We start from the raw sequence: 23847 nt of genomic DNA on the forward strand, positions 1-23847 counted from the left end.
CCCCGCTCTTCTCACAAAGGCGGGGCTTTTCAATGGTGCTGGATCAGAACAGATCGATCGGCGCCTGTTCATCCGCCGGCAGCGGGCTGCCCGGCACGGCGCCGTTGCCCAGCTCATTCACCGATGGTGGCGTGTCTTCAGCCTTGAACAGTTCGAAGTAGGCGCCCGGCGTGCTCGGCGTCGCCGCGCGGCCACTCACCGGATCCACCCGCAGGCTGAGCAGGCCTTCCGGCTCAGGCTGGACATGCGGCGGCTTGTCTTTCAGCGCGGCGGACATGTAATTCATCCAGATCGGCAGCGCCACGGTGCCGCCGAACTCGCGGCGGCCAAGGCTTTCCGGCTGGTCGAAACCGGTCCACACCGTGGTCACGTAATCGGCGTTGTAGCCGGAGAACCAGGCATCTTTCGATTCGTTGGTGGTACCGGTCTTGCCGGCGATGTCGCTGCGACCCATGGCCAGTGCGCGACGGCCGGTACCGAGTTTGATCACATCCTGAAGCATGCTGTTGAGGATGTAAGTGGTACGCCCATCGACAATCCGCTCGGCCACGGCTGGCGCTTGCGGCACTGCCGGGTTGCCCGGGGCTTCACCGGCAACCGGTGCGGCATTGACCGTGAACGATTCGGTGGCTGGCGCAGCGATACCGTCGGTCGCCGAACCACCCTGTGGCACCGTCGGCGGGTTGGCGACGAACAGCGTGTCGCCGTTACGGCTTTCGATCTTGTCGATGATGTACGGGGTGATCTTGTAGCCGCCGTTGGCAAAGGTGCTCCAGCCAGTGGCGATTTCCATCGGCGTCAGCGTCGCGGTGCCGAGTGCCAGCGACAGGTTCGGCGGCAGGTCCTGCTTGTTGAAGCCGAAGCGGGTGATGTAATCGATGGTCTTGCCCACGCCCATGGCCTGCAACAGGCGGATCGACACCAGGTTGCGCGACTTGTACAGCGCTTCACGCAGGCGGATCGGGCCGAGGAAGGTATTGGTGTCGTTCTTCGGTCGCCAGACCTTGTCCAGGTACTCGTCGACGAACACGATCGGCGCATCGTTGACCAGGCTCGCGGCGGTGTAGCCGTTATCCAGCGCGGCGCTGTAGACGAACGGCTTGAAGCTCGAACCCGGCTGACGCTTGGCCTGCAGAGCACGGTTGTAGTTGCTCTGCTCGAAGGCAAAACCGCCGACCAGCGAACGGATGGCGCCGTTCTGCGGATCCAGCGACACCAGCGCGCCTTGGGCCTGCGGTATCTGGCTGAATTTCAGCGAATTGTCTTTCTGGCGCTGCACGCGGATCAGATCACCGACCTGGGCGACATCCGAAGGCTGACGTGGATTGGCGCCCATGCTGTTGGTATTGAGGAACGGTCGCGCCCATTTCATCGTGTCCCAGGCAACGTGCTCTTCACCGGTGCGGGTCAGGACTTGCAGGCCGGTTTTATCGACCTGAGTGACGATGGCGGGTTCGAGGCTGCTGATGGTGCGCTGTTTGGTCAGTTCGCTGGCCCAGGCTTCGCGGGTCTTGCCCGGCAGGCGCGACTCGGGGCCACGGTAGCCGTGCCGCTGGTCGTAGGTCATCAAACCTTCGTGCAGCGCGGTATTGGCCATTTCCTGCAGGTTGCTCGGCACCGTGGTGGTGACGCGGAAACCTTCGGTGTAGGCGTCGCTGCCATAACGGCCGACCATTTCGGCACGGGCCATTTCGGCGATGTACGGTGCGTTCACTTCCGGGGTCGGCACGTGGTAGCTGGCGTTCAGCGGCTCGTTGACCGCCGCGGTGTAGTCGGCTTCGCTGATCTTGCCCAGCTTGTACATGCGCCCGAGGATCCAGTCGCGGCGTTCTTTACTGCGCGCCGGGTTGGCCAGCGGGTTGAAGCGCGACGGTGCTTTCGGCAGGCCGGCGATCATCGCCATCTGCGCCAGACTGACGTCGCGAATCGATTTGCCGTAATACACCTGCGCTGCCGCCTCGATGCCGTAGGCGCGGTTGCCCAGATAGATCTTGTTGACGTACAGCTCAAGGATCTCGTCCTTGGTCAGTTGTCGCTCGATCTGTAGAGCCAGAAGAATTTCCGTGGTCTTGCGCGAGAAGCTGCGCTCGCTGGTGAGGAAGAAGTTCTTCGCCACCTGCATGGTGATGGTGCTGCCGCCGGACTGAATGTGCCCGCTCTTGACCAATTGCGTCGCCGCGCGCATCAGGCTGCTCGGGTCGACGCCATAGTGATTGGCAAAATTGTCGTCTTCAGCACTTAGTAACGCATTGATGAAATTGGGCGGAATGTCGGCGAAACGGATCGGTGTGCGGCGCATTTCGCCAAATTCTGCGATCAACTTGTTGTCGCTGCTGTAGACGCGCAGAGGAATCTGCAACTGAATGCTTCTCAGCGCCTCCACAGACGGCAAACCCGGACTAAGGTAAAGAAAGGCGCCGCTGAGACCTAAGAGCAGTCCGCAGAAAACGGCGACGATGGACCAACCGAAAAATTTCAGCAGACGAATCAAGGCTTTTGGACATCCAGGGCAAAGAATGAATTTGGCACGGGGCTGCGGTTACACACAGAGCCACCCGCGCGGGCAGTAAAAAAGCGGAAAAAATCGCTGGGCATTATAAGCACTTTTCCGTCGGAGGCGTCATTGGCGCTTCTGTCAAGACGGGGTGAAGGAACGCAATGCGTATTACAGAGTCCGTAACTCACGGAAAGTCATAGGGAATTGGTAGTGCTGGGACTCTTCAATAAAAAGACCAATGCGTTACTGGGGATCGACATCAGCTCCACGTCGGTGAAGCTGCTGGAACTGAGCCGTCAGGGCGAGCGCTACCGGGTCGAGGCCTACGCGGTAGAGCCGTTGCCGGCGAACGCCGTGGTCGAAAAGAACATCGCCGAGCTCGAGGGCGTCGGCCAGGCGCTGAGCCGGTTGCTGGTCAAGGCACGCACCGGGGTCAAGAGCGTGGCGGTGGCGGTGGCCGGGTCGGCGGTGATCACCAAGGTCATCGAAATGGACGCCGGGCTGTCGGACGACGAACTGGAGAACCAGCTCAAGATCGAGGCCGACCAATACATTCCTTATCCGCTGGACGAGGTCGCCATTGACTTCGAAGTCCAGGGCGTCTCGCCGCGCAACCCGGAACGGGTCAACGTGCTGCTCGCCGCCTGTCGCAAGGAAAACGTCGAGGTGCGTGAAGCGGCGCTGGCGCTCGCCGGCCTGACTGCACGGGTGGTGGATGTCGAAGCCTACGCGCTGGAGCGCTCGTTCGGCCTGCTCGCGACGCATCTGGCGGCTTCGCAGGAGCTTCTGACGGTGGCGGTGGTCGACATCGGCGCGACCATGACCACCCTCAGCGTCCTGCACAACGGCAAGATCATCTATACCCGCGAGCAATTGTTCGGCGGACGCCAGCTCACCGAAGAGATCCAGCGCCGCTATGGCCTCACTGTCGAGCAGGCGGGCCTGGCGAAAAAGCAGGGCGGCCTGCCTGACGATTACGTGACCGAAGTCCTGCAGCCATTTCGCGAGGCGCTGGTGCAGCAGGTATCGCGCTCGCTGCAGTTCTTCTTCGCCTCCGGCCAGTACAACGCCGTCGACCATATCCTGCTCGCCGGCGGCACGGCTTCGGTGTCTGGCCTGGATCGCCTGATCGAACAGCGCCTCAATACGCCGACGCAGGTCGCCAACCCGTTTGCCGACATGGCCCTGGGCAGCAAGGTCAATGCCGGTGCGCTGGCCAGTGACGCGCCGGCCTTGATGATTGCCTGCGGGCTCGCGCTCAGGAGTTTCGACTGATGGCGCGGATCAACCTTCTCCCCTGGCGCGAGGAGCGCCGCGAAGAGCGACGCAAACGCTTTCTGCTGATCTTGATCGGTGTGCTGGCCGGTTCGATCGGTGCGGTGTTGATTGCCGATCAGATCATCAGCGCGGCCATTGAGCGACAGATGGCGCGCAACGATTACATCGGTAAACAGATCGCCGTGGTCGACGAACGCATCAAGCAGATCAGTGAACTCAAGGCGCGCCGCCAGCAACTGGTCGAGCGCATGCGCATCATCCAGGACCTGCAGGGCAACCGGCAGATCAGCGGGCGCGTCTTCGATCAACTGGCGCGTACGTTGCCGGACGGTGTGTATTTCACCGATGTGAAAATGGCCGGCAAGACCCTGTCCATCAGTGGCGCGGCGGAGTCGAACAACCGGGTTTCCGAGCTGATGCGCAATCTCGACGCGTCCGACTGGTTCGACGCGCCAAGCCTGAATGAAGTCAAGGCCACCAGCGCCGATCAGGTCGAACAGGCCAATGTCTTCCAGCTGACCGTTCGGCAGACCCAGCCCAAGGTTCCGGAGGACGAGCAATGAAGGCCTCCGAGTGGCTGCAAGGCCTGCGCAATATCGATTTCAACGACCTCGACACCAGCAATATCGGCTCGTGGCCGCCGGCGGTGAAAACCCTGTGCGGTGCGCTGGTGATGGTGTTGATCCTCGCGCTTGGCTATTACTTCTTCATCAGCGACATGGAGAATCAGCTCGACCTCAAGCGCGAAGAAGAAACCACCCTTAAGGAGCAGTTCGCCAGCAAGGCGCGGCTGTCCGCGAACCTCGAGCTCTATACCCAGCAGATGAAGGAGATGGAAAATACCTTCGGCGTGCTGCTGCGGCAGCTACCCAGCGACACCGAAGTGCCGGGCCTGCTCGAAGACATCACTCGCACCGGACTGGGCAGCGGTCTGGAATTCGAAGAGATCAAACTGCTGCCGGAAGTGACCCAGCCGTTCTACATCGAGTTGCCGATCCAGATCACCGTGACCGGCGCCTATCACGATCTTGCGACCTTCGTCAGCGGCGTCGCCGGGCTGCCGCGGATTGTCACCCTGCACGACTTCGAACTGGCGCCGGCCAATCCCGAGGGCGGGACGAAGCTGCGCATGAGCATTCTTGCCAGGACGTACCGCTATAACGACAAGGGGCTGGAGAAATGACCCCGATTCGTTATTTCGTCTTGCTCATGATGCTGGCATTGAGCGGCTGCGGTGGCGGCGATGACTTCAGCGACCTCGACGCTTACCTCAACGAAGTGCGCTTGCGGCCCGCTGGCAGGATTGAACCAACGCCGACATTCCGGTCTTACCCCACATTCACTTACAGCGCCGCCAACCTGCGCAGCCCGTTTTCGCGGCAGGCACGGGTTGATCTCGCCGGGCAGAAGCACGGCTCGCGCAACGTCAAACCCGACCCCAATCGGGTCAAGCAATACCTTGAAGGGTTCAATATCGAGCAGTTCGAAATGGTCGGCACGATTGCCAATGCCTCGGGCTCGTTTGCGCTGCTGCGCGGCGCGGGCGGGGTGCACCGCCTGAAGGTCGGCGACTACCTGGGCCGCAACGATGGTCGCATCGTCGCCATCAGCGCCACCCAGGTCGATGTCGTCGAGATCGTGCCCGACGGCGCCGGCGCCTGGCTGGAGCGGCCCCGCACCATTCCTTTGAAAGAGCACTCATAGTGGAAGTCGAACAATGAACAGGATTTTCTCCACCCTCGGTTTTTCGCTATGGATAGCGCTGGTGTCACCGATGGTAATGGCGGCCAATCTGAAAGCGCTGGATGTTGCCGCGCTGCCCGGTGACCGCGTTGAACTGAAGCTGTCGTTCGACGGCCCGCCACCCCAGCCCAAGGGCTACACGACCGAGTCGCCCGCGCGTATTGCACTGGATCTGCCGGGCGTGACCAGCCAGCTGGCCAACAGGAATCTTGATCTGGGCAGCGGCAATGCGCGCACGGCGACGGTGGCCGAAGCCAAGGATCGCACGCGGCTGATCGTCAGCCTGACGCAATTGGCGCCTTACAGCACGCGGGTCGAAGGCAATAATCTGTTCGTGGTGGTCGGTCAGGGCGCCTCCACGACTGCGCCGCGCCCCGCCGCCGGTGCACCGCGTGCTGCGACGGCGACTTCGGCGCCCGCCAGATCCGCAGCGCCGCGCGGCCGGGCGATTCGCGGCGTTGATTTCCAGCGCGGCACCGAAGGCGAGGGCAACGTGGTCATCGACCTCTCTGACCCGACCATCGCCCCGGATATCCAGGAGCACGACGGCAAGATCATCCTCAGCTTCGCTCGCACGCAATTGCCGGAAAAGCTGCGCGTGCGCCTCGACGTCAAAGACTTCGCCACACCGGTGCAGTTCGTCAACGCAGCGCTCACCGGCGATCGCACCGTGATCAGCGTCGAGCCCAGCGGCACCTTCGACTATTCGACGTTCCAGACCGACAACAAGCTCACCGTGAGCGTTCGCCCGATGAGTGTCGACGACCTGCAAAAGCGCAACGCCGACCGTCAGGCCTATGTCGGCGACAAGTTGTCGCTGAATTTTCAGGACATCGACGTACGCTCGGTGCTGCAACTGATCGCCGACTTCACCAACCTCAACCTCGTGGCAAGCGACACGGTGCAGGGCGGCATCACCTTGCGCCTGCAGAACGTGCCGTGGGATCAGGCGCTGGATCTGGTGCTGAAAACCAAAGGTCTGGATAAACGCAAGATCGGCAATGTGCTGCTGGTCGCGCCGGCCGATGAAATTGCCGCCCGCGAGCGTCAGGAACTGGAGTCGCAGAAGCAGATCGCCGAACTGGCGCCATTGCGTCGCGAACTGCTGCAAGTCAATTACGCCAAGGCTGCGGACATTGCCAAACTGTTCCAGTCGGTGACCAGTGCCGAGGCCAAGGTCGATGAGCGCGGTTCGATTACTGTCGATGAGCGGACCAACAACATTATTGCCTACCAGACCCAGGATCGCCTCGACGAGCTACGGCGGATCGTCGCGCAGCTGGATATTCCGGTGCGCCAGGTGATGATCGAGGCGCGCATCGTCGAGGCCAACGTCGATTACGACAAGAGCCTCGGCGTGCGCTGGGGCGGCTCGGTGCAGAACAAGGGCAACTGGAACGCCTCCGGGGTCAACGGTTCGTCGAGCACCATCGGTACGCCGGGCAGCACCAGCACCAACTCGCCATTCGTCGACATGGGCACGGTCAACAATACCTCCGGGATCGGTATCGCGTTCATCACCGACAACGTGTTGCTGGACCTGGAACTGACGGCGATGGAAAAGACCGGCAACGGCGAGATCGTCTCGCAGCCGAAGGTGGTCACCTCGGACAAGGAAACCGCGAAGATCCTCAAAGGCACCGAAATCCCGTATCAGGAGGCCAGTTCCAGTGGCGCGACCTCGGTGTCGTTCAAGGAGGCTTCGCTGTCGCTGGAAGTCACTCCGCAGATCACGCCTGACAACCGCATCATCATGGAGGTCAAGGTCACCAAGGATGAGCCCGACTACCTGAACAAAGTGCAGGATGTGCCGCCGATCAAGAAAAACGAGGTCAACGCCAAAGTGCTGGTGAATGACGGCGAGACCATCGTAATCGGCGGTGTTTTTTCAAATACTCAGAGCAAGGTTGTAGATAAGGTGCCATTTCTTGGCGATGTGCCGTATCTTGGCCGCCTTTTCCGGCGTGATGTGGTTTCGGAGAAAAAATCCGAGCTGCTGGTATTTCTCACTCCGCGTATCATGAATAACCAGGCGATTGCTGTGAGTCGTTGATTCTGTGCGAAATTTGATACTTGTAGGACCGATGGGTGCCGGCAAAAGCACCATCGGCCGATTGCTGGCCAAAGAGCTGCGCCTGCCGTTCAAGGATTCCGACAAGGAAATTGAGCTGCGCACGGGTGCCAATATCCCATGGATCTTCGACAAGGAAGGCGAGCCCGGCTTTCGTGACCGTGAGCAGGCGATGATCGCCGAGCTGTGCGCGTTCGATGGCGTGGTACTTGCGACCGGAGGCGGCGCCGTGATGCGTGATGCCAATCGCAAGGCCCTGCATGAGGGCGGGCGCGTGGTGTATCTGCACGCCTCCGTCGAACAGCAGGTCGGCCGCACCTCCCGCGATCGCAATCGGCCGCTGCTGCGCACCGCCGATCCGGCGAAAACTCTGCGTGACCTGCTCGAGATCCGTGATCCGCTTTATCGGGAAATCGCTGATCTGGTAGTGGAAACCGACGAGCGGCCGCCACGCATGGTGGTGCTCGACATTCTCGACCGCCTCGCGCAGTTGCCACCCCGTTAAAGCGTCGGCCGAAATGCGCTATCCTCGGCGTCCTGTCAGCGCCCGCCGAGAGTGTGGCGGATGCCGGGCAAGCGGCGTCATACCGCTACAGGCTGCAGAACACCAATAATTTCAGGGCAGGATGCCTGCTTCCATCTTCACTGTGGGGACACATGCAGACACTCAAGGTCGATCTAGGCGAGCGCAGCTACCCGATTCATATTGGCGAAGGTCTGTTGGATCAGCCGGAACTGCTGGCGCCGCATATCCACGGGCGGCAGGTGGCAATCATCTCCAACGAAACCGTCGCGCCGCTCTATCTCGAACGTCTGACCCGCAGCCTTGCGCAGTTCTCGGTGATCTCGGTGGTGTTGCCCGACGGCGAAGCCTTCAAGAACTGGGAAACCCTGCAGCTGATTTTCGATGGCCTGCTGACCGCCCGTCATGACCGCCGCACCACCGTGATCGCGTTGGGCGGCGGGGTGATCGGCGACATGGCCGGTTTCGCTGCCGCCTGTTATCAGCGCGGTGTCGATTTCATCCAGATTCCTACCACACTGTTGTCGCAGGTCGATTCCTCGGTAGGCGGCAAGACCGGCATCAACCATCCGCTGGGCAAGAACATGGTCGGCGCGTTCTATCAGCCGAACGTGGTGCTGATCGATACCGCATCGCTGAAAACCCTGCCGCAGCGCGAGTTGTCGGCGGGCCTGGCGGAAGTCATCAAGTACGGCCTGATCTGCGACGAGCCGTTCCTGACCTGGCTGGAAGAAAACGTCGACGCCCTGCGCGCGCTGGACCAGACCGCGCTGACCTACGCGATCGAGCGTTCCTGCGCGGCCAAGGCTGCCGTGGTCGGTGCCGATGAAAAGGAAACCGGCGTACGCGCTACGCTCAACCTCGGGCACACCTTCGGCCACGCCATCGAAACCCACATGGGCTATGGTGTCTGGCTGCATGGCGAGGCGGTGGCGGCGGGTACCGTGATGGCGCTGGAAATGTCCGCGCGCCTGGGCTGGATCAGCGAGCAGGAGCGTGATCGCGGCATTCGACTGTTCCTGCGTGCCGGCCTGCCGGTGATTCCGCCGACAGAAATGACCGAAGCCGATTTTCTCCAACACATGGCAATTGATAAAAAAGTGATCGACGGTCGTCTGCGCCTGGTGCTGCTGCGCCGGATGGGCGAAGCGGTAGTGACCGACGATTATCCGAAAGAGGTTCTACAGGCCACGCTGGGCGCGGATTACCGCGCCCTGGCTCAGCTTAAAGGTTAAAACGATTCCGATGACTAGTTTGCATGCCGACGAGGCGTTTCTCGGCCATTTCCAGTTAAGTCACGACCCGTTCGCGCCACGGGTACCGGGCTTCAAATTCTTCCCGGCCCAGCGCAAACCGGTGCTGGGTCAACTGCATCATCTGGCGCGTTACAGCCAGTTGCTGCTGGTGGTCACCGGTCCGCAGGGCAGCGGCAAGACCCTGCTGCGTCAGGCACTGGTGGCCAGCACCAATAAACAATCAGTGCAAAGCGTGGTGGTTTCCGCCCGTGGCGCCGGTGATGCGGCCGGCGTGCTGCGCCAGGTGGCGCAGGCGCTGGATGTCGCTCAGGCCGAAGTCGGCGCGATTCTCGAGCAGGTGGTGCAACTGGGTCTGACCGGGCAGGAAGTCTATCTGCTGGTGGACGATGCCGAGCAGCTCGACGAATCTGCGCTGGAAGCGTTGATGGCGCTGGGTGCCGGCACGCCGGAAGGTCGCCCGCATGTGTTCCTGTTCGGCGAGTCGTCGCTGATCGCTCAGCTCGAGGCTTTGCAGCTCGAAGAAGAGTGTTTCCACGTCATCGAATTGCAGCCGTACACCGAAGAAGAGACCCGCGAATATCTCGACCAGCGGCTGGAAGGCGCGGGCCGGGGTGTCGAACTTTTCACCGCAGATCAGATCTCTGATATTCACGAAAGCTCCGAGGGCTGGCCGGGCAACATCAACCAGGTCGCTCGCGATGCGCTGATCGAAGTCATGATTGCCAGCCGCTCCGCGGTCAAGCGTCCAAGTATGGGGTTCAACATGCCGAAGAAACACGTATTGGCGATTTCCGCCGTCGTTGTGGTCGCGGTTGCCGCCGCCTGGCTGATGCCGGGTCGCAGCAAGGCACCGACCACCGGTGCTCCGGCCAATGAACAGGCGCAACTGCCATTGGGTCAGGGCGCCGCGAATGGCGCCAACCCGTCCGTCGAGTTCGCTGGCAACACCCAGCCGATGCCGCTGCCGCTGGTCGGCAACTCGCAGCCGGTCATGCGCGGCCCGCTCGCTGAAGCCGCCGGTGGCATCACCGAAGGCGACGACGGCGTGCCACTGGAAGGCTCCAGCGATACCCCGCCGACCGTAACCACCTCTGCACCGCCTGCGGGTGTTCCGGCCGGTCCTGCGCCGACACCGGTTCCGACCCCTGCCGCCAAACCGGCACCAACCCCGGCACCGACGCAGATCGCCACGGTCAAGCCCGCTCCGGCCACGCCAGCGCCCGCCGCGAAACCGACCCCTGCTCCGGCCAAGCCTGCCGACAAGCCGGTCACGGTTGCCAAAGCCGCCGGTGGCAGTTGGTACGCCGGTCAGCCGACCAGCAACTATGTCGTGCAGATCCTCGGCACCAGCTCGGAAACCGCTGCGCAGAACTTCGTCAAGGAGCAGGGCGGCGAGTACCGTTATTTCAAGAAAGTCCTCAACGGCAAGCCGCTTTACGTGATCACCTATGGCAACTTTGCCAATCGTGATGCGGCCGTTTCTGCCATCAAGGCCTTGCCAGCGAAGGTTCAGGCTGGTAAACCTTGGCCTCGCACTGTCGCCAGCGTCCAACAGGAACTGGCAACAACTCGCTGAAGATTCGGCGGCCTTACCCAGGCCGCCTCTCCCGGCACCTCAAAATCTCCACGAGTGCGCGCTTCCTGAAAAGGTCGCGTGCCTTGTGGTGTCTGCGTCACAGTAGTTTTTGAGTCGTTGCGGTCAGAATTTAAAAAAGTTTTGACTAGCACAGCAGATCGCTTTAAACCTTTCACAAATGCGACATGAATTTGCGACAGTTCGTCGTCAAATTTGTGAGCCTCTGTGTCGCTGTGTACAATGACCACCCTTTTGCCCCCGCTAAGCCGGCGTACGTTCGGCGCGGAACGCAAGTGGTTGAATTGAAAAGAAATTTGCCTCGAACAGAGGCAGCCTGGTGAGAAAGTGTCTATGAAAGCAGGTCTGTACCAACCAGATGAATTCAAGGATAACTGCGGTTTCGGCCTGATAGCTCATATGCAGGGCGAGCCCAGTCATACCCTTTTGCAAACGGCCATCGAGGCCCTGACCTGCATGACCCACCGCGGTGGGATTAATGCCGACGGCAAGACCGGTGACGGTTGCGGTCTGCTGATTCAAAAACCCGACGCCTTCCTGCGAGCCATTGCCCAGGAGAGCTTCGGTGTCGAAATGCCCAAGCAATATGCAGTGGGCATGGTGTTCTTCAATCAGGATCCGGCCAAGGCCGAAGCCGCTCGCGAGAACATGAACCGCGAGATCCTCGCCGAAGGTCTGCAACTGATCGGCTGGCGCAAAGTGCCGATCGACACCAGCGTCCTCGGCCGCCTGGCCCTTGAGCGCCTGCCGCAGATCGAGCAGGTCTACATCGGCGGAGAAGGCCTGAGCGACCAGGACATGGCGGTGAAGCTGTTCAGCGCCCGTCGCCGTTCGTCGGTGGCCAACGCCGCTGACACTGACCACTACATCTGCAGCTTTTCGCACAAGACCATCATCTATAAAGGCCTGATGATGCCGGCCGACCTGGCCGCGTTCTATCCGGACCTGAGTGACGAGCGCCTGCAAACTGCGATCTGCGTGTTCCACCAGCGTTTTTCCACCAACACCCTGCCGAAATGGCCGCTGGCGCAGCCGTTCCGCTTCCTCGCCCACAACGGCGAGATCAACACCATCACCGGTAACCGCAACTGGGCGCAGGCCCGTCGGACCAAGTTCACCAACGATCTGATGGATCTGGAAGAACTCGGCCCGCTGGTCAACCGTGTCGGTTCCGACTCCTCGAGCATGGACAACATGCTCGAACTGATGGTCACCGGCGGCATCGACCTGTTCCGTGGCGTGCGGATGATCATTCCGCCTGCGTGGCAGAACGTCGAAACCATGGACCCGGATCTGCGTGCGTTCTACGAGTACAACTCGATGCACATGGAGCCGTGGGACGGCCCGGCCGGCGTGGTCATGACCGACGGTCGCTACGCGGTGTGCCTGCTCGACCGTAACGGTCTGCGCCCGGCGCGCTGGGTCACCACCAAGAACGGTTTCATCACTCTCGCCTCGGAAATCGGCGTGTGGAACTACCAGCCTGAAGACGTGCTCGCCAAGGGGCGCGTCGGCCCGGGCCAGATCTTCGCCGTGGACACCGAAACCGGGCAGATCCTCGACACCGATGCGATCGACAACCGGCTGAAATCCCGTCATCCGTACAAGCAATGGCTGCGCAAGAATGCCCTGCGCATTCAGGCGACCATGGAAGACAACGACCACGGTTCGGCTTTCTACGACGTCGACCAGCTCAAGCAGTACATGAAGATGTATCAGGTCACGTTCGAAGAGCGTGATCAGGTGCTGCGCCCGCTTGGCGAGCAAGGTTACGAAGCCGTGGGCTCGATGGGCGACGACACGCCGATGGCCGTGCTGTCCCAGCGTGTACGCACGCCTTACGACTATTTCCGCCAGCAGTTCGCGCAGGTGACCAACCCGCCGATCGACCCGCTGCGTGAAGCGATCGTGATGTCGCTGGAAATCTGCCTCGGTGCCGAGCGCAACATTTTCCAGGAGTCGCCGGAACACGCCTCGCGCGTGATCCTCAGCTCGCCAGTGATCTCGCCGGCCAAGTGGCGCTCGCTGATGAACCTCGACCGTCCGGGTTTCGAACGGGCGATCATCGACCTCAACTACGACGAAAGCCTCGGACTCGAAGCGGCGATCCGCAACGTTGCCGATCAGGCTGAAGAGGCCGTGCGCGCCGGGCGTACCCAGATCGTCCTGAGTGACCGCCATATCGCTCCGGGCAAACTGCCGATCCACGCCTCGCTGGCGACCGGTGCAGTGCACCACCGTCTGACCGAAAAAGGCTTGCGTTGCGATTCCAACATCCTCGTTGAAACCGCGACCGCCCGTGACCCGCATCACTTCGCCGTGCTGATCGGTTTTGGCGCCTCGGCGGTCTATCCGTTCCTGGCCTACGAAGTATTGGGTGACCTGATCCGTACCGGTGAAGTGCTGGGCGACCTCTACGAGGTGTTCAAGAACTACCGCAAGGGCATCACCAAGGGCCTGCTGAAGATCCTCTCGAAGATGGGTATTTCGACCATCGCTTCGTACCGTGGTGCGCAGCTGTTTGAGGCCATCGGCCTGTCCGAAGAAGTCTGCGAGCTGAGCTTCCGTGGCGTGCCGAGCCGGATCAAGGGCGCGCGTTTCGTCGACATCGAAGCCGAGCAGAAGGCGCTCGCCGTCGAAGCCTGGAGCCCGCGCAAGCCGATCCAGCAGGGCGGTCTGCTGAAGTTCGTCCACGGTGGCGAATATCACGCCTACAACCCGGACGTGGTCAACACCCTGCAAGCCGCCGTGCAGCAGGGCGACTACGCCAAATTCAAGGAATACACCTCACTGGTGGACAACCGTCCGGTGTCGATGATTCGCGACCTGTTCAAGGTCAAGACCCTCGATACGCCGCTGGACATCAGTGAAGTCGAGCCGCTGGAGTCGGTGCTCAAGCGCTTCGACTCCGCCGGTATCTCGCTGGGCGCGCTGTCGCCGGAAGCTCACGAAGCCCTGGCTGAAGCCATGAACCGCCTCGGCGCGCGTTCCAACTCCGGCGAAGGTGGTGAAGATCCGGCGCGTTACGGCACCATCAAGAGCTCGAAAATCAAACAGGTTGCGACTGGCCGTTTCGGGGTTACCCCTGAATACCTGGTCAATGCCGAAGTGCTGCAGATCAAAGTCGCCCAAGGCGCCAAGCCGGGCGAGGGCGGGCAATTGCCGGGCGGCAAGGTCAACGGGCTGATCGCCAAGCTGCGTTACGCAGTGCCGGGCGTGACCCTGATTTCGCCACCGCCGCACCATGACATCTATTCGATCGAAGACCTGTCGCAGCTGATCTTTGACCTCAAGCAGGTCAACCCGCAGGCGCTGGTTTCGGTGAAACTCGTCGCCGAAGCAGGCGTCGGCACCATCGCCGCCGGTGTGGCCAAGGCCTATGCGGACTTGATCACCATCTCCGGTTACGACGGTGGCACCGGTGCTTCGCCGCTGACCTCGATCAAGTACGCCGGAGCACCGTGGGAACTCGGCCTGGCTGAAACCCACCAGACCCTGCGCGGCAACGACCTGCGCGGCAAGGTCCGGGTGCAGACCGACGGCGGTTTGAAAACCGGCCTCGACGTGATCAAGGCAGCGATCCTCGGCGCCGAAAGCTTCGGCTTCGGCACCGCGCCGATGATCGCGCTGGGCTGTAAATACCTGCGCATCTGCCACCTGAACAACTGCGCTACCGGCGTTGCGACGCAGAACGAAAAGCTGCGCAAGGATCACTACATCGGCACCGTCGACATGGTGGTGAATTTCTTCACCTACGTCGCCGAAGAAACCCGTGAGTGGCTGGCCAAGCTCGGCGTGCGCTCCTTGGAAGAGCTGATCGGTCGCACCGATCTGCTGGAAATCCTCGAAGGCCAGACCGCCAAGCAACATCACCTGGACCTGACGCCCCTACTGGGCAGCGATCACATCCCGGCGGACAAACCGCAGTTCTGCGGCGTTGAGCGCAACCCACCGTTCGACAAAGGCCTGCTGGCGGAGAAGATGGTCGAGCTGGCCGCGTCGGCGATCAACGACCTCAGCGGCGCCGAGTTCGAGCTGGATATCTGCAACTGCGACCGTTCGATCGGCGCCCGGATCTCCGGCGAAATCGCGCGCAAGCACGGCAACCAGGGCATGGCCAAGGCGCCGATCACTTTCCGTTTCAAAGGCACGGCCGGGCAGAGTTTCGGTGTGTGGAACGCTGGCGGTCTGAACATGTACCTGGAAGGCGACGCCAACGACTACGTCGGCAAAGGCATGACCGGCGGCAAGCTGGTCATCGTGCCGCCGAAGGGCAGCGTCTATAAAACTCAGGAAAGCGCCATCATTGGCAACACCTGCCTGTACGGCGCCACGGGTGGCAAGCTGTTCGCCGCCGGCACCGCAGGCGAGCGTTTCGCCGTGCGTAACTCCGGTGCCCACACCGTCGTGGAAGGCACTGGCGATCACTGCTGCGAGTACATGACCGGTGGTTTCGTCTGCGTGTTGGGCAAGACCGGTTACAACTTCGGCTCTGGCATGACCGGTGGTTTCGCCTACGTGCTCGATCAGGACAACACCTTCGTTGACCGGGTCAACCACGAACTGGTGGAGATCCAGCGGATCAGCGGCGAGGCGATGGAGGCCTACCGCAGCCACCTGCAGAACGTGCTGAACGAGTACGTCGCCGAAACCGACAGCGAGTGGGGTCGTGAACTCGCCGAGAATCTCGACGATTACTTGCGGCGCTTCTGGTTGGTCAAGCCCAAGGCTGCCAGCTTGAAAACCCTGCTTTCCAGCACTCGTGCCAACCCGCAGTGATATGCGCCTGAAGAGTTTGATGAGGTTTTAACAATGGCTGAACGTCTGAATAACGACTTCCAGTTCATCGATGTCGGGCGCAAGGATCCGAAGAAGAAACTGTTGCGTCAACGCAAGAAAGAGTTCGTCGAAATCTACGAACCGTTCAAACCCCAGCAGTCGGCCGACCAGGCCCACCGCTGCCTGGGTTGCGGCAACCCGTATTGCGAATGGAAGTGCCCGGTGCACAACTTCATTCCCAACTGGCTGAAACTGGTGGCCGAGGGCAACATCCTCCAGGCCGCCGAGCTGTCGCACCAGACCAACACCCTGCCGGAAGTCTGCGGCCGGGTGTGCCCGCAGGATCGTCTGTGCGAGGGTGCCTGCACCCTCAACGACGGCTTCGGCGCGGTGACCATCGGTTCGGTCGAGAAGTACATCACCGACACCGCGTTCGCCATGGGCTGGCGCCCGGACATGTCCAAGGTCAAACCGACCGGCAAGCGTGTGGCGATCATCGGCGCTGGCCCGGCGGGTCTGGGTTGTGCCGACGTGCTGGTGCGTGGCGGCGTAACTCCGGTGGTGTTCGACAAGAACCCGGAAATCGGCGGTTTGCTGACCTTCGGCATCCCTGAGTTCAAGCTTGAGAAGACCGTGCTGAGCAATCGTCGCGAAGTCTTCACCGGTATGGGCATCGAGTTCCGTCTCAACACCGAAGTCGGCAAAGACGTGACCATGGAACAACTGCTCGCCGAGTACGACGCGGTGTTCATGGGCATGGGCACCTACACCTACATGAAGGGCGGTTTTGCCGGTGAGGATCTGCCGGGCGTTTATGACGCACTGGACTTCCTCATCGCCAACGTCAACCGCAACCTGGGCTTTGAAAAGTCGCCGGAAGATTTCGTCGACATGAAAGGCAAGAAGGTCGTGGTGCTCGGCGGCGGCGACACGGCGATGGACTGCAACCGCACCTCGATCCGTCAGGGCGCCAAGTCGGTGACCTGCGCGTATCGTCGTGACGAAGCGAACATGCCCGGCTCGCGCAAAGAGGTGAAGAACGCCAAGGAAGAAGGCGTGAAATTCCTCTACAACCGCCAGCCGATCGCTATCGTCGGTGAAGACAAGGTTGAAGGCGTGAAAGTGGTCGAGACCCGTCTCGGCGAACCGGACGCCCGTGGCCGTCGCAGCCCCGAGCCGATCCCCGGTTCCGAAGAGATCATCCCGGCCGACGCCGTGGTTATCGCTTTCGGCTTCCGCCCGAGCCCGGCGCCGTGGTTCGAACAGTTCGAAATCCAGACCGACAGCCAGGGCCGCGTTGTTGCGCCCGAGCAAGGTCAGTACAAGCACCAGACCAGCAACCCGAAAATCTTCGCCGGTGGCGACATGGTGCGCGGTTCCGACCTGGTGGTGACGGCGATCTTCGAAGGGCGCAATGCGGCTGAAGGGATTCTCGATTACCTGGGTGTCTGATTACATTTCAAGCTGAAATGCGATCAAAAATGTGGGAGCGAGCTCGCTCGCGAAAGCGGTCTATCAGCCAACTGCAATGTTGGATGTGCCGGCCCTTTCGCGAGCAGGCTCGCTCCCACAGTTGTTTTTCAGTGTTACCAATAGAGCATTTCCAACACAGTAAATTGACCCGATAGACAAAAGGCTGACCCACATCCGTGCCTTTTGCCTCGCGCTCTGAGAAAATGCCCGCACTTTTTTTCCGGATGCCGACATGACTGCCCTGAAGAACGACCGTTTCCTCCGCGCCCTGCTCAAGCAACCCGTTGACGTCACCCCGGTGTGGATGATGCGCCAGGCCGGTCGCTACCTGCCGGAGTACCGCGCCAGCCGCGCCCACGCCGGCGACTTCATGAGCCTGTGCATGAATCCGGAATTCGCCTGCGAAGTCACGATGCAACCGCTCGACCGCTACCCGCAACTGGACGCGGCGATCCTGTTTTCCGACATCCTCACCATCCCCGATGCCATGGGGCAGGGCCTGTACTTCGAGACCGGTGAAGGCCCGCGCTTCAAGAAAGTCGTCAGCACACTGGCTGATATCGAAGCTCTGCCGATCCCTGATCCGCACAAAGACCTCGGCTACGTCATGGACGCAGTCAGCACCATCCGTCGCGAGCTGAACGGTCGGGTGCCGTTGATCGGTTTCTCCGGCAGCCCGTGGACCCTGGCGACTTACATGGTCGAAGGCGGCTCGTCGAAAGACTTCCGCAAGACCAAAGCGATGCTCTACGACAACCCGCAAGCCATGCACCTGCTGCTCGACAAGCTGGCGCAGTCGGTGACCGCATACCTTAACGGCCAGATCATGGCTGGCGCACAAGCGGTGCAGATCTTCGATACCTGGGGCGGCAACCTGTCGGCGGCGGCGTATCAGGAATTCTCGCTGGCCTACATGAAGAAGATCGTCAGCGGCCTGATTCGCGAGAATGACGGTCGCAAAGTGCCGGTGATCCTCTTCACCAAGAACGGTGGCCTGTGGCTGGAAAGCATCGCCGACGCCGGCGCTGACGCCCTCGGCCTGGACTGGACCTGCGACATCGGCAACGCCCGCGCCCGCGTTGGCGACAAGGTTGCGCTGCAAGGCAACATGGACCCGACCGTGCTCTACGCCAAACCGGAAGCGATCCGCACTGAAGTCGGGCGCATCCTCGCCAGCTATGGCAAGGGCAGCGGCCACGTGTTCAATCTCGGCCATGGCATCACCCCGGAAGTCGATCCGGAACATGCCGGCGCGTTCCTGCGTGCAGTGCATGAGTTGTCGGCGCAGTATCACGAGTGATCGCGCAAACAAAAACGCCCGGCTTATGCCGGGCGTTTTTGTTTGCGCGATTGAGTGTCGAGCGCCGTTCAAATGTAGGAGTGAGCCTGCTCGCGATAGCGGCGAGCCCAGACGCTGAATGTATTGGCTGACCCACCGCTATCGCGAGCAGGCTCACTCCTACAGGGGAGTTCTGTCAGGCTTTAACACCCTGCAACGGCGGCAACTTCGCCAGCTTCAACGCCACCAGTAGCGCCACGACTAGCAATGCCCCAATAAACAAACCAATCCCGTTCCACCCGCCCAGATGCCAGAACACCCCGCCCGCCGTCCCGGCAATACTCGACCCGGCGTAATAGCTGAACAGATACAGCGACGACGCCTGACCCTTGGCTTTCAACGCCCGCCGGCCGATCCAGCTGCTCGCCACCGAGTGCGCGGCAAAGAAGCCGAAGGTGAACACCAACATGCCGATGATCACCAGCAACAGAGGCGTGAACATCGTCAACGCCAGCCCGGCGAACATCAGCGCAATGGTCGCCCACAATACTTTGCGCCGTCCCAGTTTATCCGCCAGCGAACCGATCTTTGCTGAGCTGTAAATCCCGGACAGGTAGACCACCGAGAGCAAACCGACATACACCTGATCCAGATTGTACGGCGCCGCCAGCAAGCGATAACCGATGTAGTTGAACAGCGTGACAAACGCGCCCATCAACACGAACGCCTCAAGAAACAGCAGCGGCAGGCCGGCGTCGCGAAAGTGCATGGTGAAGCCGTCGAGCAGGCTGCGCGGGTGCAACGAGCGAGAGCGGAAATTGCGCGACTGCGGCAGGATCTTCCAGAACACCGCTGCGGCAATCAGCGCCAGGCCGCCGATCACCAGCATCGCCGTATGCCAGCTGACGAAGTCGATCAGCACGCCAGTGATCAAGCGCCCGCTCATCCCGCCGATCGCGTTGCCGCCGATGTACAAACCCATCGCCAGACCGATGTGCTGTGGATGAATTTCCTCGCTGAGATAGGTCATCGCCACGGCCGCCAGGCCGCTCAGCGACAGGCCGATCAACGCGCGCATGATCAGCACGCCCTGCCAGCTCGGCATCATCGAACTGGCGATGGTGCACAACGCGGCAGCGAACAATGCCGCGACCATCACCGGTTTACGGCCGATGCGGTCGGAAATCGGCCCGGTGATCAGCAGACCTAAGGCCAGCATGCCGGTGGCCACCGAAAGAATCAGGCTGCTCTGCGCCGCGTTGATTCCGTACTCGTGGGACAACAGCGGCATCATCGGCTGCACGCAATAGAGCAGGGCAAACGTCGCGAAGCCGCCGCTGAACAGCGCCAACACCGTACGCATGAACATCGGCGTGCCTTTTTCGATGTAGATCTCTTGCAGCCCGGCGACAACATCATCCGCTGCAGCAGGTGGGACTTCGTGGGCAAGGGGCGCGACAGCAGTTTTCACTTCAGACCTCGGAAAGCACAGCCAGGCAGGCAATGAAAAAATCATATAGCTGGCTAATGTTTCTATCCAATATATTGTTCGACCTGTTTGATAGCTTTGACGACCTATTGGAGCTCCCATGGAACTGCGTCATCTGCGTTACTTCATTGCCGTCGCCGAAGAGTTGCATTTCGGCCGCGCCGCGCAGGTGCTGGGCATTTCCCAGCCACCGCTGAGTCAGCAGATTCAGGCGCTGGAGCAACAACTCGGCGCGCGATTGTTCGAGCGTACCAATCGTCGGGTCGAGTTGAGCGAGGCAGGCAGGTTGTTTCTGCAGGAGGCGCGGCTGGTGCTGGCGCAGGTCGACAAAGCGGCTGACGTCGCCCGGCGTGCGCAGCTTGGCGAGCTTGGCGAACTGAAGATTGGCTTCACTTCTTCGGCACCGTTCAACTCGACCATTCCGCAGGCGATCTTTTCCTTTCGTCAGCGGTTTCCGGCGGTGCATCTGAATCTGCGCGAGATGAGCAGCACCATGGTCGCCGATGCCTTGGTGGACGAGTCGATCGAAGTCGGCATCATGCGCCCGCTCGGTTTGCCGGATTCGCTGAGTGTGGTGGAGTTGATGCGCGAGCCGTTGGTGGCGGTGCTCAGCTCCAAGCATTCGTTGGCCCAGGGCAGCGACGAAGGCCTGTTTCTCTCGGCGCTGGCGCTGGAGCCGTTCGTGTTTTTTCCGCGCAGCTACGGCAGCGGGCTGTATGCGCAATTGCTGAGTCTGGCCCGTGATGCCGGATTCAGCCCGCACTTTGCCCAAGAGGCCGGCGAGGCGATGACCATCATCGGTCTTGTCGCAGCCGGCCTCGGTGTATCAGTGCTGCCGGCGTCCTATCAACGCATGCGCATCGACGGCGTGGTCTACCGCCCGCTGCTGGATCCCGAAGCGATTTCAGCGGTGTGGCTGGTGCAGCGCAAGGGTCAGAAATCGCCGATGGCCAAGGCTTTTGTCGAACTGCTTACGCGCAAGGTTGAGCCGCTGACTGCGTGCAGGTTTTAAAAAACCTCGCTTAAGTTGAGATTGGATTGAAAGCAAAAGGGCGCTTGATTGCTGGCGCCCCTTCACTCGATCGAGGTTCTTCGATATCAGGTCAAGGTGATGATAAGCCTGATCGGTTAGCGATAAGCCTGATCAATGCTATTGGTTTCTCTCGACAGATATCGAGACGGCGCAATACATCGTTTTACCTTGGACTTCGTGCTTGACGTTTTGCTTGTACGGTTGATGATCCTCGCGGAACATTTGACCATCATGACTTTCTTGCATGAATGGAGGCTCCTGGTCCAGGTACAGATATTCTTTGATCGTAGATACAAAATTATCAAGCGAGACATTGATATCAGACCCGTTCGCCTCAACCGAAAGGTCCAAGCGATAGCCGATTTTTCCCGCCTGCCGTTGCTCGACGTAACAGAGCTTCGCGCTTTTGCTTCTTATATCTTTATAGCTATCTCCGGTGACATCCACCATGAGTTTTTGAATTTGTTCTTTGAGCTTTTGAGGGGTTTCCAGAATAATTATTTCGTCGTTCATGATATGTCCTCATCAAAAAATAGTCAGGATGCGTGCCTCGAGCCCATTGCTGAAGGTGTCGGGCTTGGGTTGGCAGGTTAGATGCGCCGTACTGTCATTACACCTGTCAGAAATGACAGTCCTTCAGACCCGTTCGCACTAGCTGTCTGGAAAATTCATCGCGGTCGTTATAACTTGATAAGGAGTCAGATTCGTTATTCGTTATTCGTTATTCGCTATGGGGCGCTTCAGGCGCGGATACACCGACAATTTCGATGTGGTTTCGGTACGCGAGCTGAATGCTATTGAAGGACCTATAGGAACATCAGCATGTTCAGCGTGCTTCATCGATCGCCGATGGCCAAGGCGTTTGTCGAATTGCTTATGCGCAGGGCTGAATCTTTGTGAAGGCTGACGACCCTTCGCGAGCAAACTCTCTCCCACATTAGACCGCTTTCAACTGTGGGAGCGGGCCTGCTCGCGAAGAGCGCAGAAACGGCAGCCGTACGTTTAAACAATGCCGGCTAAGGTAACCGCACAAACCCTAGCTGCAACGCGACAGACGATGAAACTTGCTGATCAATCTACAACGTCGAATTTACCGACGACTCGTAGCAACAGTTTGACGAGAATTATGAATATCGCTCGGCTTGCCTCGCCAGCTTAATCCGTTTGGAAACTTCGGTTTTGGAGTTAATGTTCCGGGAAGTGCGCGATAGATCCGATTGAAAACTCTGGTTGTGTCTCAGTCCGTTGTTCGCTTATAAATATCTTGCATCTCATTGTGGTATGGTTGTGAGTTGTTTCGACTTCATTTTCAGTTTCAAGCATTGATGAATGAGTGTCTTTAGAACAGAATTCCTCAATATACTTGTCGAGAGGTGTTGGGGCCGAAGAACCATAGGCGGTTACTCTGATTGTCAACAAGGGATGATCTGGAGAGGGCAAGAGCTGATGTTTCCAGGCCGGATTCCGGGCTTCCAGATCGAAGCTGTATGTTACCTTTTTTTCAACTGTTTGATTGGCAGTGTTAAAGTTGCTTGTAGCTGTTTCCATCATTTCTACCAGGCAATCCTTAAGTTGGGCTTTGTTTTGTATATTCATTTCCGATGACTCCAATTAGTTTGTCGGGATTTGTTGTGGGTGATGCGTCCCGAAAAGTTAAAGTAGGCGGGCAGGGTTTTTTTTACACCTGTCAACCTTGACAGTTTTTTAGAATATATTTTTATAATTTCGCTTGCTTTGGTGGGTTTTGGCATAAGCGAGTTTCTAGACGTAAGTCGAATGATTGACTAGGCACGCAATGAGGCAATATCGATCAGCGCCCGGTTCATTACTTCAGAAAGTGAGGTCAGCTTGATACACCTGAATCGGAACCCCATCAACGCCAGCGCTGGGAGGGCAACAGTTGATGGCGCTGACAAGCTCCTTGTTTTTTCAGATCGCAGAAAAGCGAATGCCCCGAAAAGTCGGGGCATTCGCTTTTAGACGGGACAAATTGTTTTGTACACGTTCTAGTTAGTCAATTATTCAATCCACGTGCGCCAAATCACCACGCAACGCCACGCTCGACACTACCATCCCGGCACGGCACTGGAATTTCTCGGTGTCTTTGTACAGGTCGCGCTGGTCGACGCTGGCGATGTTGATCACGGCGTTGGCGTCGGCTTTTTTCGCTGCGTTCTGCAAGGTTGCCAGGGCTGATTGCAGGGCCCAGAAGCAAGCGTCTTCGTCGGACTTGTTCGAGCCGTTGGTCTTGCGGCTGCTGCTCACGGTGTCGAGTTTGCGCACCTGTTTTGGCAGGGTTTCGCCGGCCAGGTAGAACTTCACGCTGCCGTCGAGCAGGCCGGCGTCGGTGGCGCGTTTGACGCCTTCGCGGAAGCTCAGGTAGGTCGGCTCGTCCGCGCCTTGTTTGACGATGCCCAGATCGTTGACGAATTCGATGTCCGGGTTGATCGACAGCTCCTTGAGCACATTGTCGCGCAGGCGGTTGACCCAGCGGTTGTAGTTGCCGTGGATTTTACCGTCCTTGGCATTGAGGCCGTAGCTGCTGCGGTAGTCGATTTCGAATGAGGTCGGGGTGAACGGGATATCGACTTCGGCGTGATGACGACCGCGTACGGTGATCGCCGCTTTGATCATGCCCGGACGCACCGATTGCACGACCCATTGGCGGTCGTTGAGCGCGGTGACAATGGCGCGGCTCATCTGCTGCTGGGTGAAGCCGAGGTTGGGTGAGAACTCTTCCTTGGCGTTGTAAACCGGTTTGCTGGTGCAACCGCCGAGCACGAAAGCCAGTGCCAGTAGCGCGGCGATGCGATGAAACTGAGTCATTCCCTT

At 59.9% G+C, this 23847-nt stretch carries 17 protein-coding genes; 12 read left to right on the plus strand and 5 right to left on the minus strand.

Annotated elements, in window-relative coordinates; genetic code table 11:
• Positions 1-43: 43 nt before the first annotated feature.
• Positions 44-2488 (minus strand): penicillin-binding protein 1A, encoded by a 2445-nt coding sequence (locus AC0Z4S_RS04965; RefSeq protein WP_485622436.1) that lies wholly within the window; start codon positions 2486-2488, stop codon positions 44-46.
• Positions 2489-2707: 219 nt separating this feature from the next.
• Here AC0Z4S_RS04965 and AC0Z4S_RS04970 point away from each other — a divergent pair, with 219 nt between their 5' ends.
• From AC0Z4S_RS04970 to hemE, 11 genes are all read left to right on the plus strand, one after another.
• Entirely contained in the window at positions 2708-3772 is a 1065-nt protein-coding gene (locus AC0Z4S_RS04970) for a pilus assembly protein PilM (protein ID WP_471880017.1), read from the plus strand.
• The gene (locus AC0Z4S_RS04975) at positions 3772-4338 is read left to right on the plus strand and encodes a PilN domain-containing protein (protein ID WP_253498228.1); all 567 of its coding nucleotides are present in this window, start codon (positions 3772-3774) and stop codon (positions 4336-4338) included. The genes AC0Z4S_RS04970 and AC0Z4S_RS04975 overlap by 1 nt, the downstream gene beginning before the upstream one ends.
• Positions 4335-4958 carry a type 4a pilus biogenesis protein PilO gene (gene pilO, locus AC0Z4S_RS04980; RefSeq protein WP_485622264.1) on the plus strand — a complete coding sequence of 208 codons (624 nt, stop codon included), beginning with the start codon at positions 4335-4337 and terminating at the stop codon, positions 4956-4958. The genes AC0Z4S_RS04975 and pilO overlap by 4 nt, the downstream gene beginning before the upstream one ends.
• Positions 4955-5479, plus strand: coding sequence for a pilus assembly protein PilP (locus AC0Z4S_RS04985; RefSeq protein ID WP_253498231.1), 525 nt, complete (start codon positions 4955-4957; stop codon positions 5477-5479). The genes pilO and AC0Z4S_RS04985 overlap by 4 nt, the downstream gene beginning before the upstream one ends.
• A gap of 13 nt (positions 5480-5492) precedes the next feature.
• Entirely contained in the window at positions 5493-7571 is a 2079-nt protein-coding gene (locus AC0Z4S_RS04990; RefSeq protein WP_485622265.1) for a type IV pilus secretin PilQ, read from the plus strand.
• 4 nt (positions 7572-7575) lie between these two features.
• Positions 7576-8094: a shikimate kinase AroK gene (gene aroK / locus AC0Z4S_RS04995; protein WP_024011270.1), complete on the plus strand. Its 519-nt coding sequence runs from the start codon at positions 7576-7578 to the stop codon at positions 8092-8094.
• Between the two features lie 152 nt (positions 8095-8246).
• Entirely contained in the window at positions 8247-9347 is a 1101-nt protein-coding gene (aroB, locus tag AC0Z4S_RS05000) for a 3-dehydroquinate synthase (protein ID WP_485622267.1), read from the plus strand.
• Positions 9348-9357: 10 nt separating this feature from the next.
• Complete coding sequence (locus AC0Z4S_RS05005) at positions 9358-10944, plus strand: AAA family ATPase (RefSeq protein WP_485622268.1); 1587 nt, start codon at positions 9358-9360, stop codon at positions 10942-10944.
• Between the two features lie 351 nt (positions 10945-11295).
• Positions 11296-15741, plus strand: coding sequence for a glutamate synthase large subunit (gltB, locus tag AC0Z4S_RS05010; protein ID WP_150638042.1), 4446 nt, complete (start codon positions 11296-11298; stop codon positions 15739-15741).
• A gap of 33 nt (positions 15742-15774) precedes the next feature.
• Entirely contained in the window at positions 15775-17193 is a 1419-nt protein-coding gene (locus AC0Z4S_RS05015) for an FAD-dependent oxidoreductase (RefSeq protein ID WP_007909438.1), read from the plus strand.
• A 253-nt stretch (positions 17194-17446) separates the two neighbouring features.
• Positions 17447-18514, plus strand: a complete 1068-nt coding sequence (gene hemE / locus AC0Z4S_RS05020) for a uroporphyrinogen decarboxylase (RefSeq protein WP_253498249.1) — start codon at positions 17447-17449, stop codon at positions 18512-18514.
• Positions 18515-18689: 175 nt separating this feature from the next.
• Here hemE and AC0Z4S_RS05025 read toward each other — a convergent pair whose 3' ends face one another.
• The gene (locus AC0Z4S_RS05025) at positions 18690-19964 is read right to left on the minus strand and encodes an MFS transporter (RefSeq protein WP_485622270.1); all 1275 of its coding nucleotides are present in this window, start codon (positions 19962-19964) and stop codon (positions 18690-18692) included.
• A gap of 118 nt (positions 19965-20082) precedes the next feature.
• Here AC0Z4S_RS05025 and AC0Z4S_RS05030 point away from each other — a divergent pair, with 118 nt between their 5' ends.
• Complete coding sequence (locus AC0Z4S_RS05030; protein WP_485622271.1) at positions 20083-20994, plus strand: LysR family transcriptional regulator; 912 nt, start codon at positions 20083-20085, stop codon at positions 20992-20994.
• A gap of 138 nt (positions 20995-21132) precedes the next feature.
• Here AC0Z4S_RS05030 and AC0Z4S_RS05035 read toward each other — a convergent pair whose 3' ends face one another.
• The 3 genes from AC0Z4S_RS05035 to AC0Z4S_RS05045 all read right to left on the minus strand — a co-directional run bounded on the left by AC0Z4S_RS05035 (position 21133) and on the right by AC0Z4S_RS05045 (position 23841).
• Positions 21133-21528 (minus strand): hypothetical protein, encoded by a 396-nt coding sequence (locus AC0Z4S_RS05035; RefSeq protein WP_485622272.1) that lies wholly within the window; start codon positions 21526-21528, stop codon positions 21133-21135.
• A gap of 672 nt (positions 21529-22200) precedes the next feature.
• Positions 22201-22611 carry a hypothetical protein gene (locus AC0Z4S_RS05040; RefSeq protein ID WP_485622273.1) on the minus strand — a complete coding sequence of 137 codons (411 nt, stop codon included), beginning with the start codon at positions 22609-22611 and terminating at the stop codon, positions 22201-22203.
• A gap of 426 nt (positions 22612-23037) precedes the next feature.
• A complete protein-coding gene (locus AC0Z4S_RS05045) occupies positions 23038-23841 on the minus strand; it encodes a hypothetical protein (RefSeq protein WP_485622275.1) in 804 nt (267 codons plus the stop codon).
• Positions 23842-23847: the final 6 nt, after the last annotated feature.

It is taken from the genome of Pseudomonas sp. 1L-B-1-E-C1 (assembly GCF_057291835.1).

Bases quoted from the DNA above. Each gene is read 5' to 3' on its own strand.
- AC0Z4S_RS04975 (WP_253498228.1), top strand. From the start codon at position 3,772: ATGGCGCGGATCAACCTTCTCCCCTGGCGCGAGGAGCGCCGCGAAGAG.
- pilO (WP_485622264.1), top strand. From the start codon at position 4,335: ATGAAGGCCTCCGAGTGGCTGCAAGGCCTGCGCAATATCGATTTCAAC.
- AC0Z4S_RS04985 (WP_253498231.1), top strand. From the start codon at position 4,955: ATGACCCCGATTCGTTATTTCGTCTTGCTCATGATGCTGGCATTGAGC.
- AC0Z4S_RS04990 (WP_485622265.1), top strand. From the start codon at position 5,493: ATGAACAGGATTTTCTCCACCCTCGGTTTTTCGCTATGGATAGCGCTG.
- aroB (WP_485622267.1), top strand. From the start codon at position 8,247: ATGCAGACACTCAAGGTCGATCTAGGCGAGCGCAGCTACCCGATTCAT.
- AC0Z4S_RS05005 (WP_485622268.1), top strand. From the start codon at position 9,358: ATGACTAGTTTGCATGCCGACGAGGCGTTTCTCGGCCATTTCCAGTTA.
- gltB (WP_150638042.1), top strand. From the start codon at position 11,296: ATGAAAGCAGGTCTGTACCAACCAGATGAATTCAAGGATAACTGCGGT.
- AC0Z4S_RS05015 (WP_007909438.1), top strand. From the start codon at position 15,775: ATGGCTGAACGTCTGAATAACGACTTCCAGTTCATCGATGTCGGGCGC.
- hemE (WP_253498249.1), top strand. From the start codon at position 17,447: ATGACTGCCCTGAAGAACGACCGTTTCCTCCGCGCCCTGCTCAAGCAA.
- AC0Z4S_RS05030 (WP_485622271.1), top strand. From the start codon at position 20,083: ATGGAACTGCGTCATCTGCGTTACTTCATTGCCGTCGCCGAAGAGTTG.
- AC0Z4S_RS05035 (WP_485622272.1), bottom strand. From the start codon at position 21,528: ATGAACGACGAAATAATTATTCTGGAAACCCCTCAAAAGCTCAAAGAA.
- AC0Z4S_RS05040 (WP_485622273.1), bottom strand. From the start codon at position 22,611: ATGAATATACAAAACAAAGCCCAACTTAAGGATTGCCTGGTAGAAATG.
- AC0Z4S_RS05045 (WP_485622275.1), bottom strand. From the start codon at position 23,841: ATGACTCAGTTTCATCGCATCGCCGCGCTACTGGCACTGGCTTTCGTG.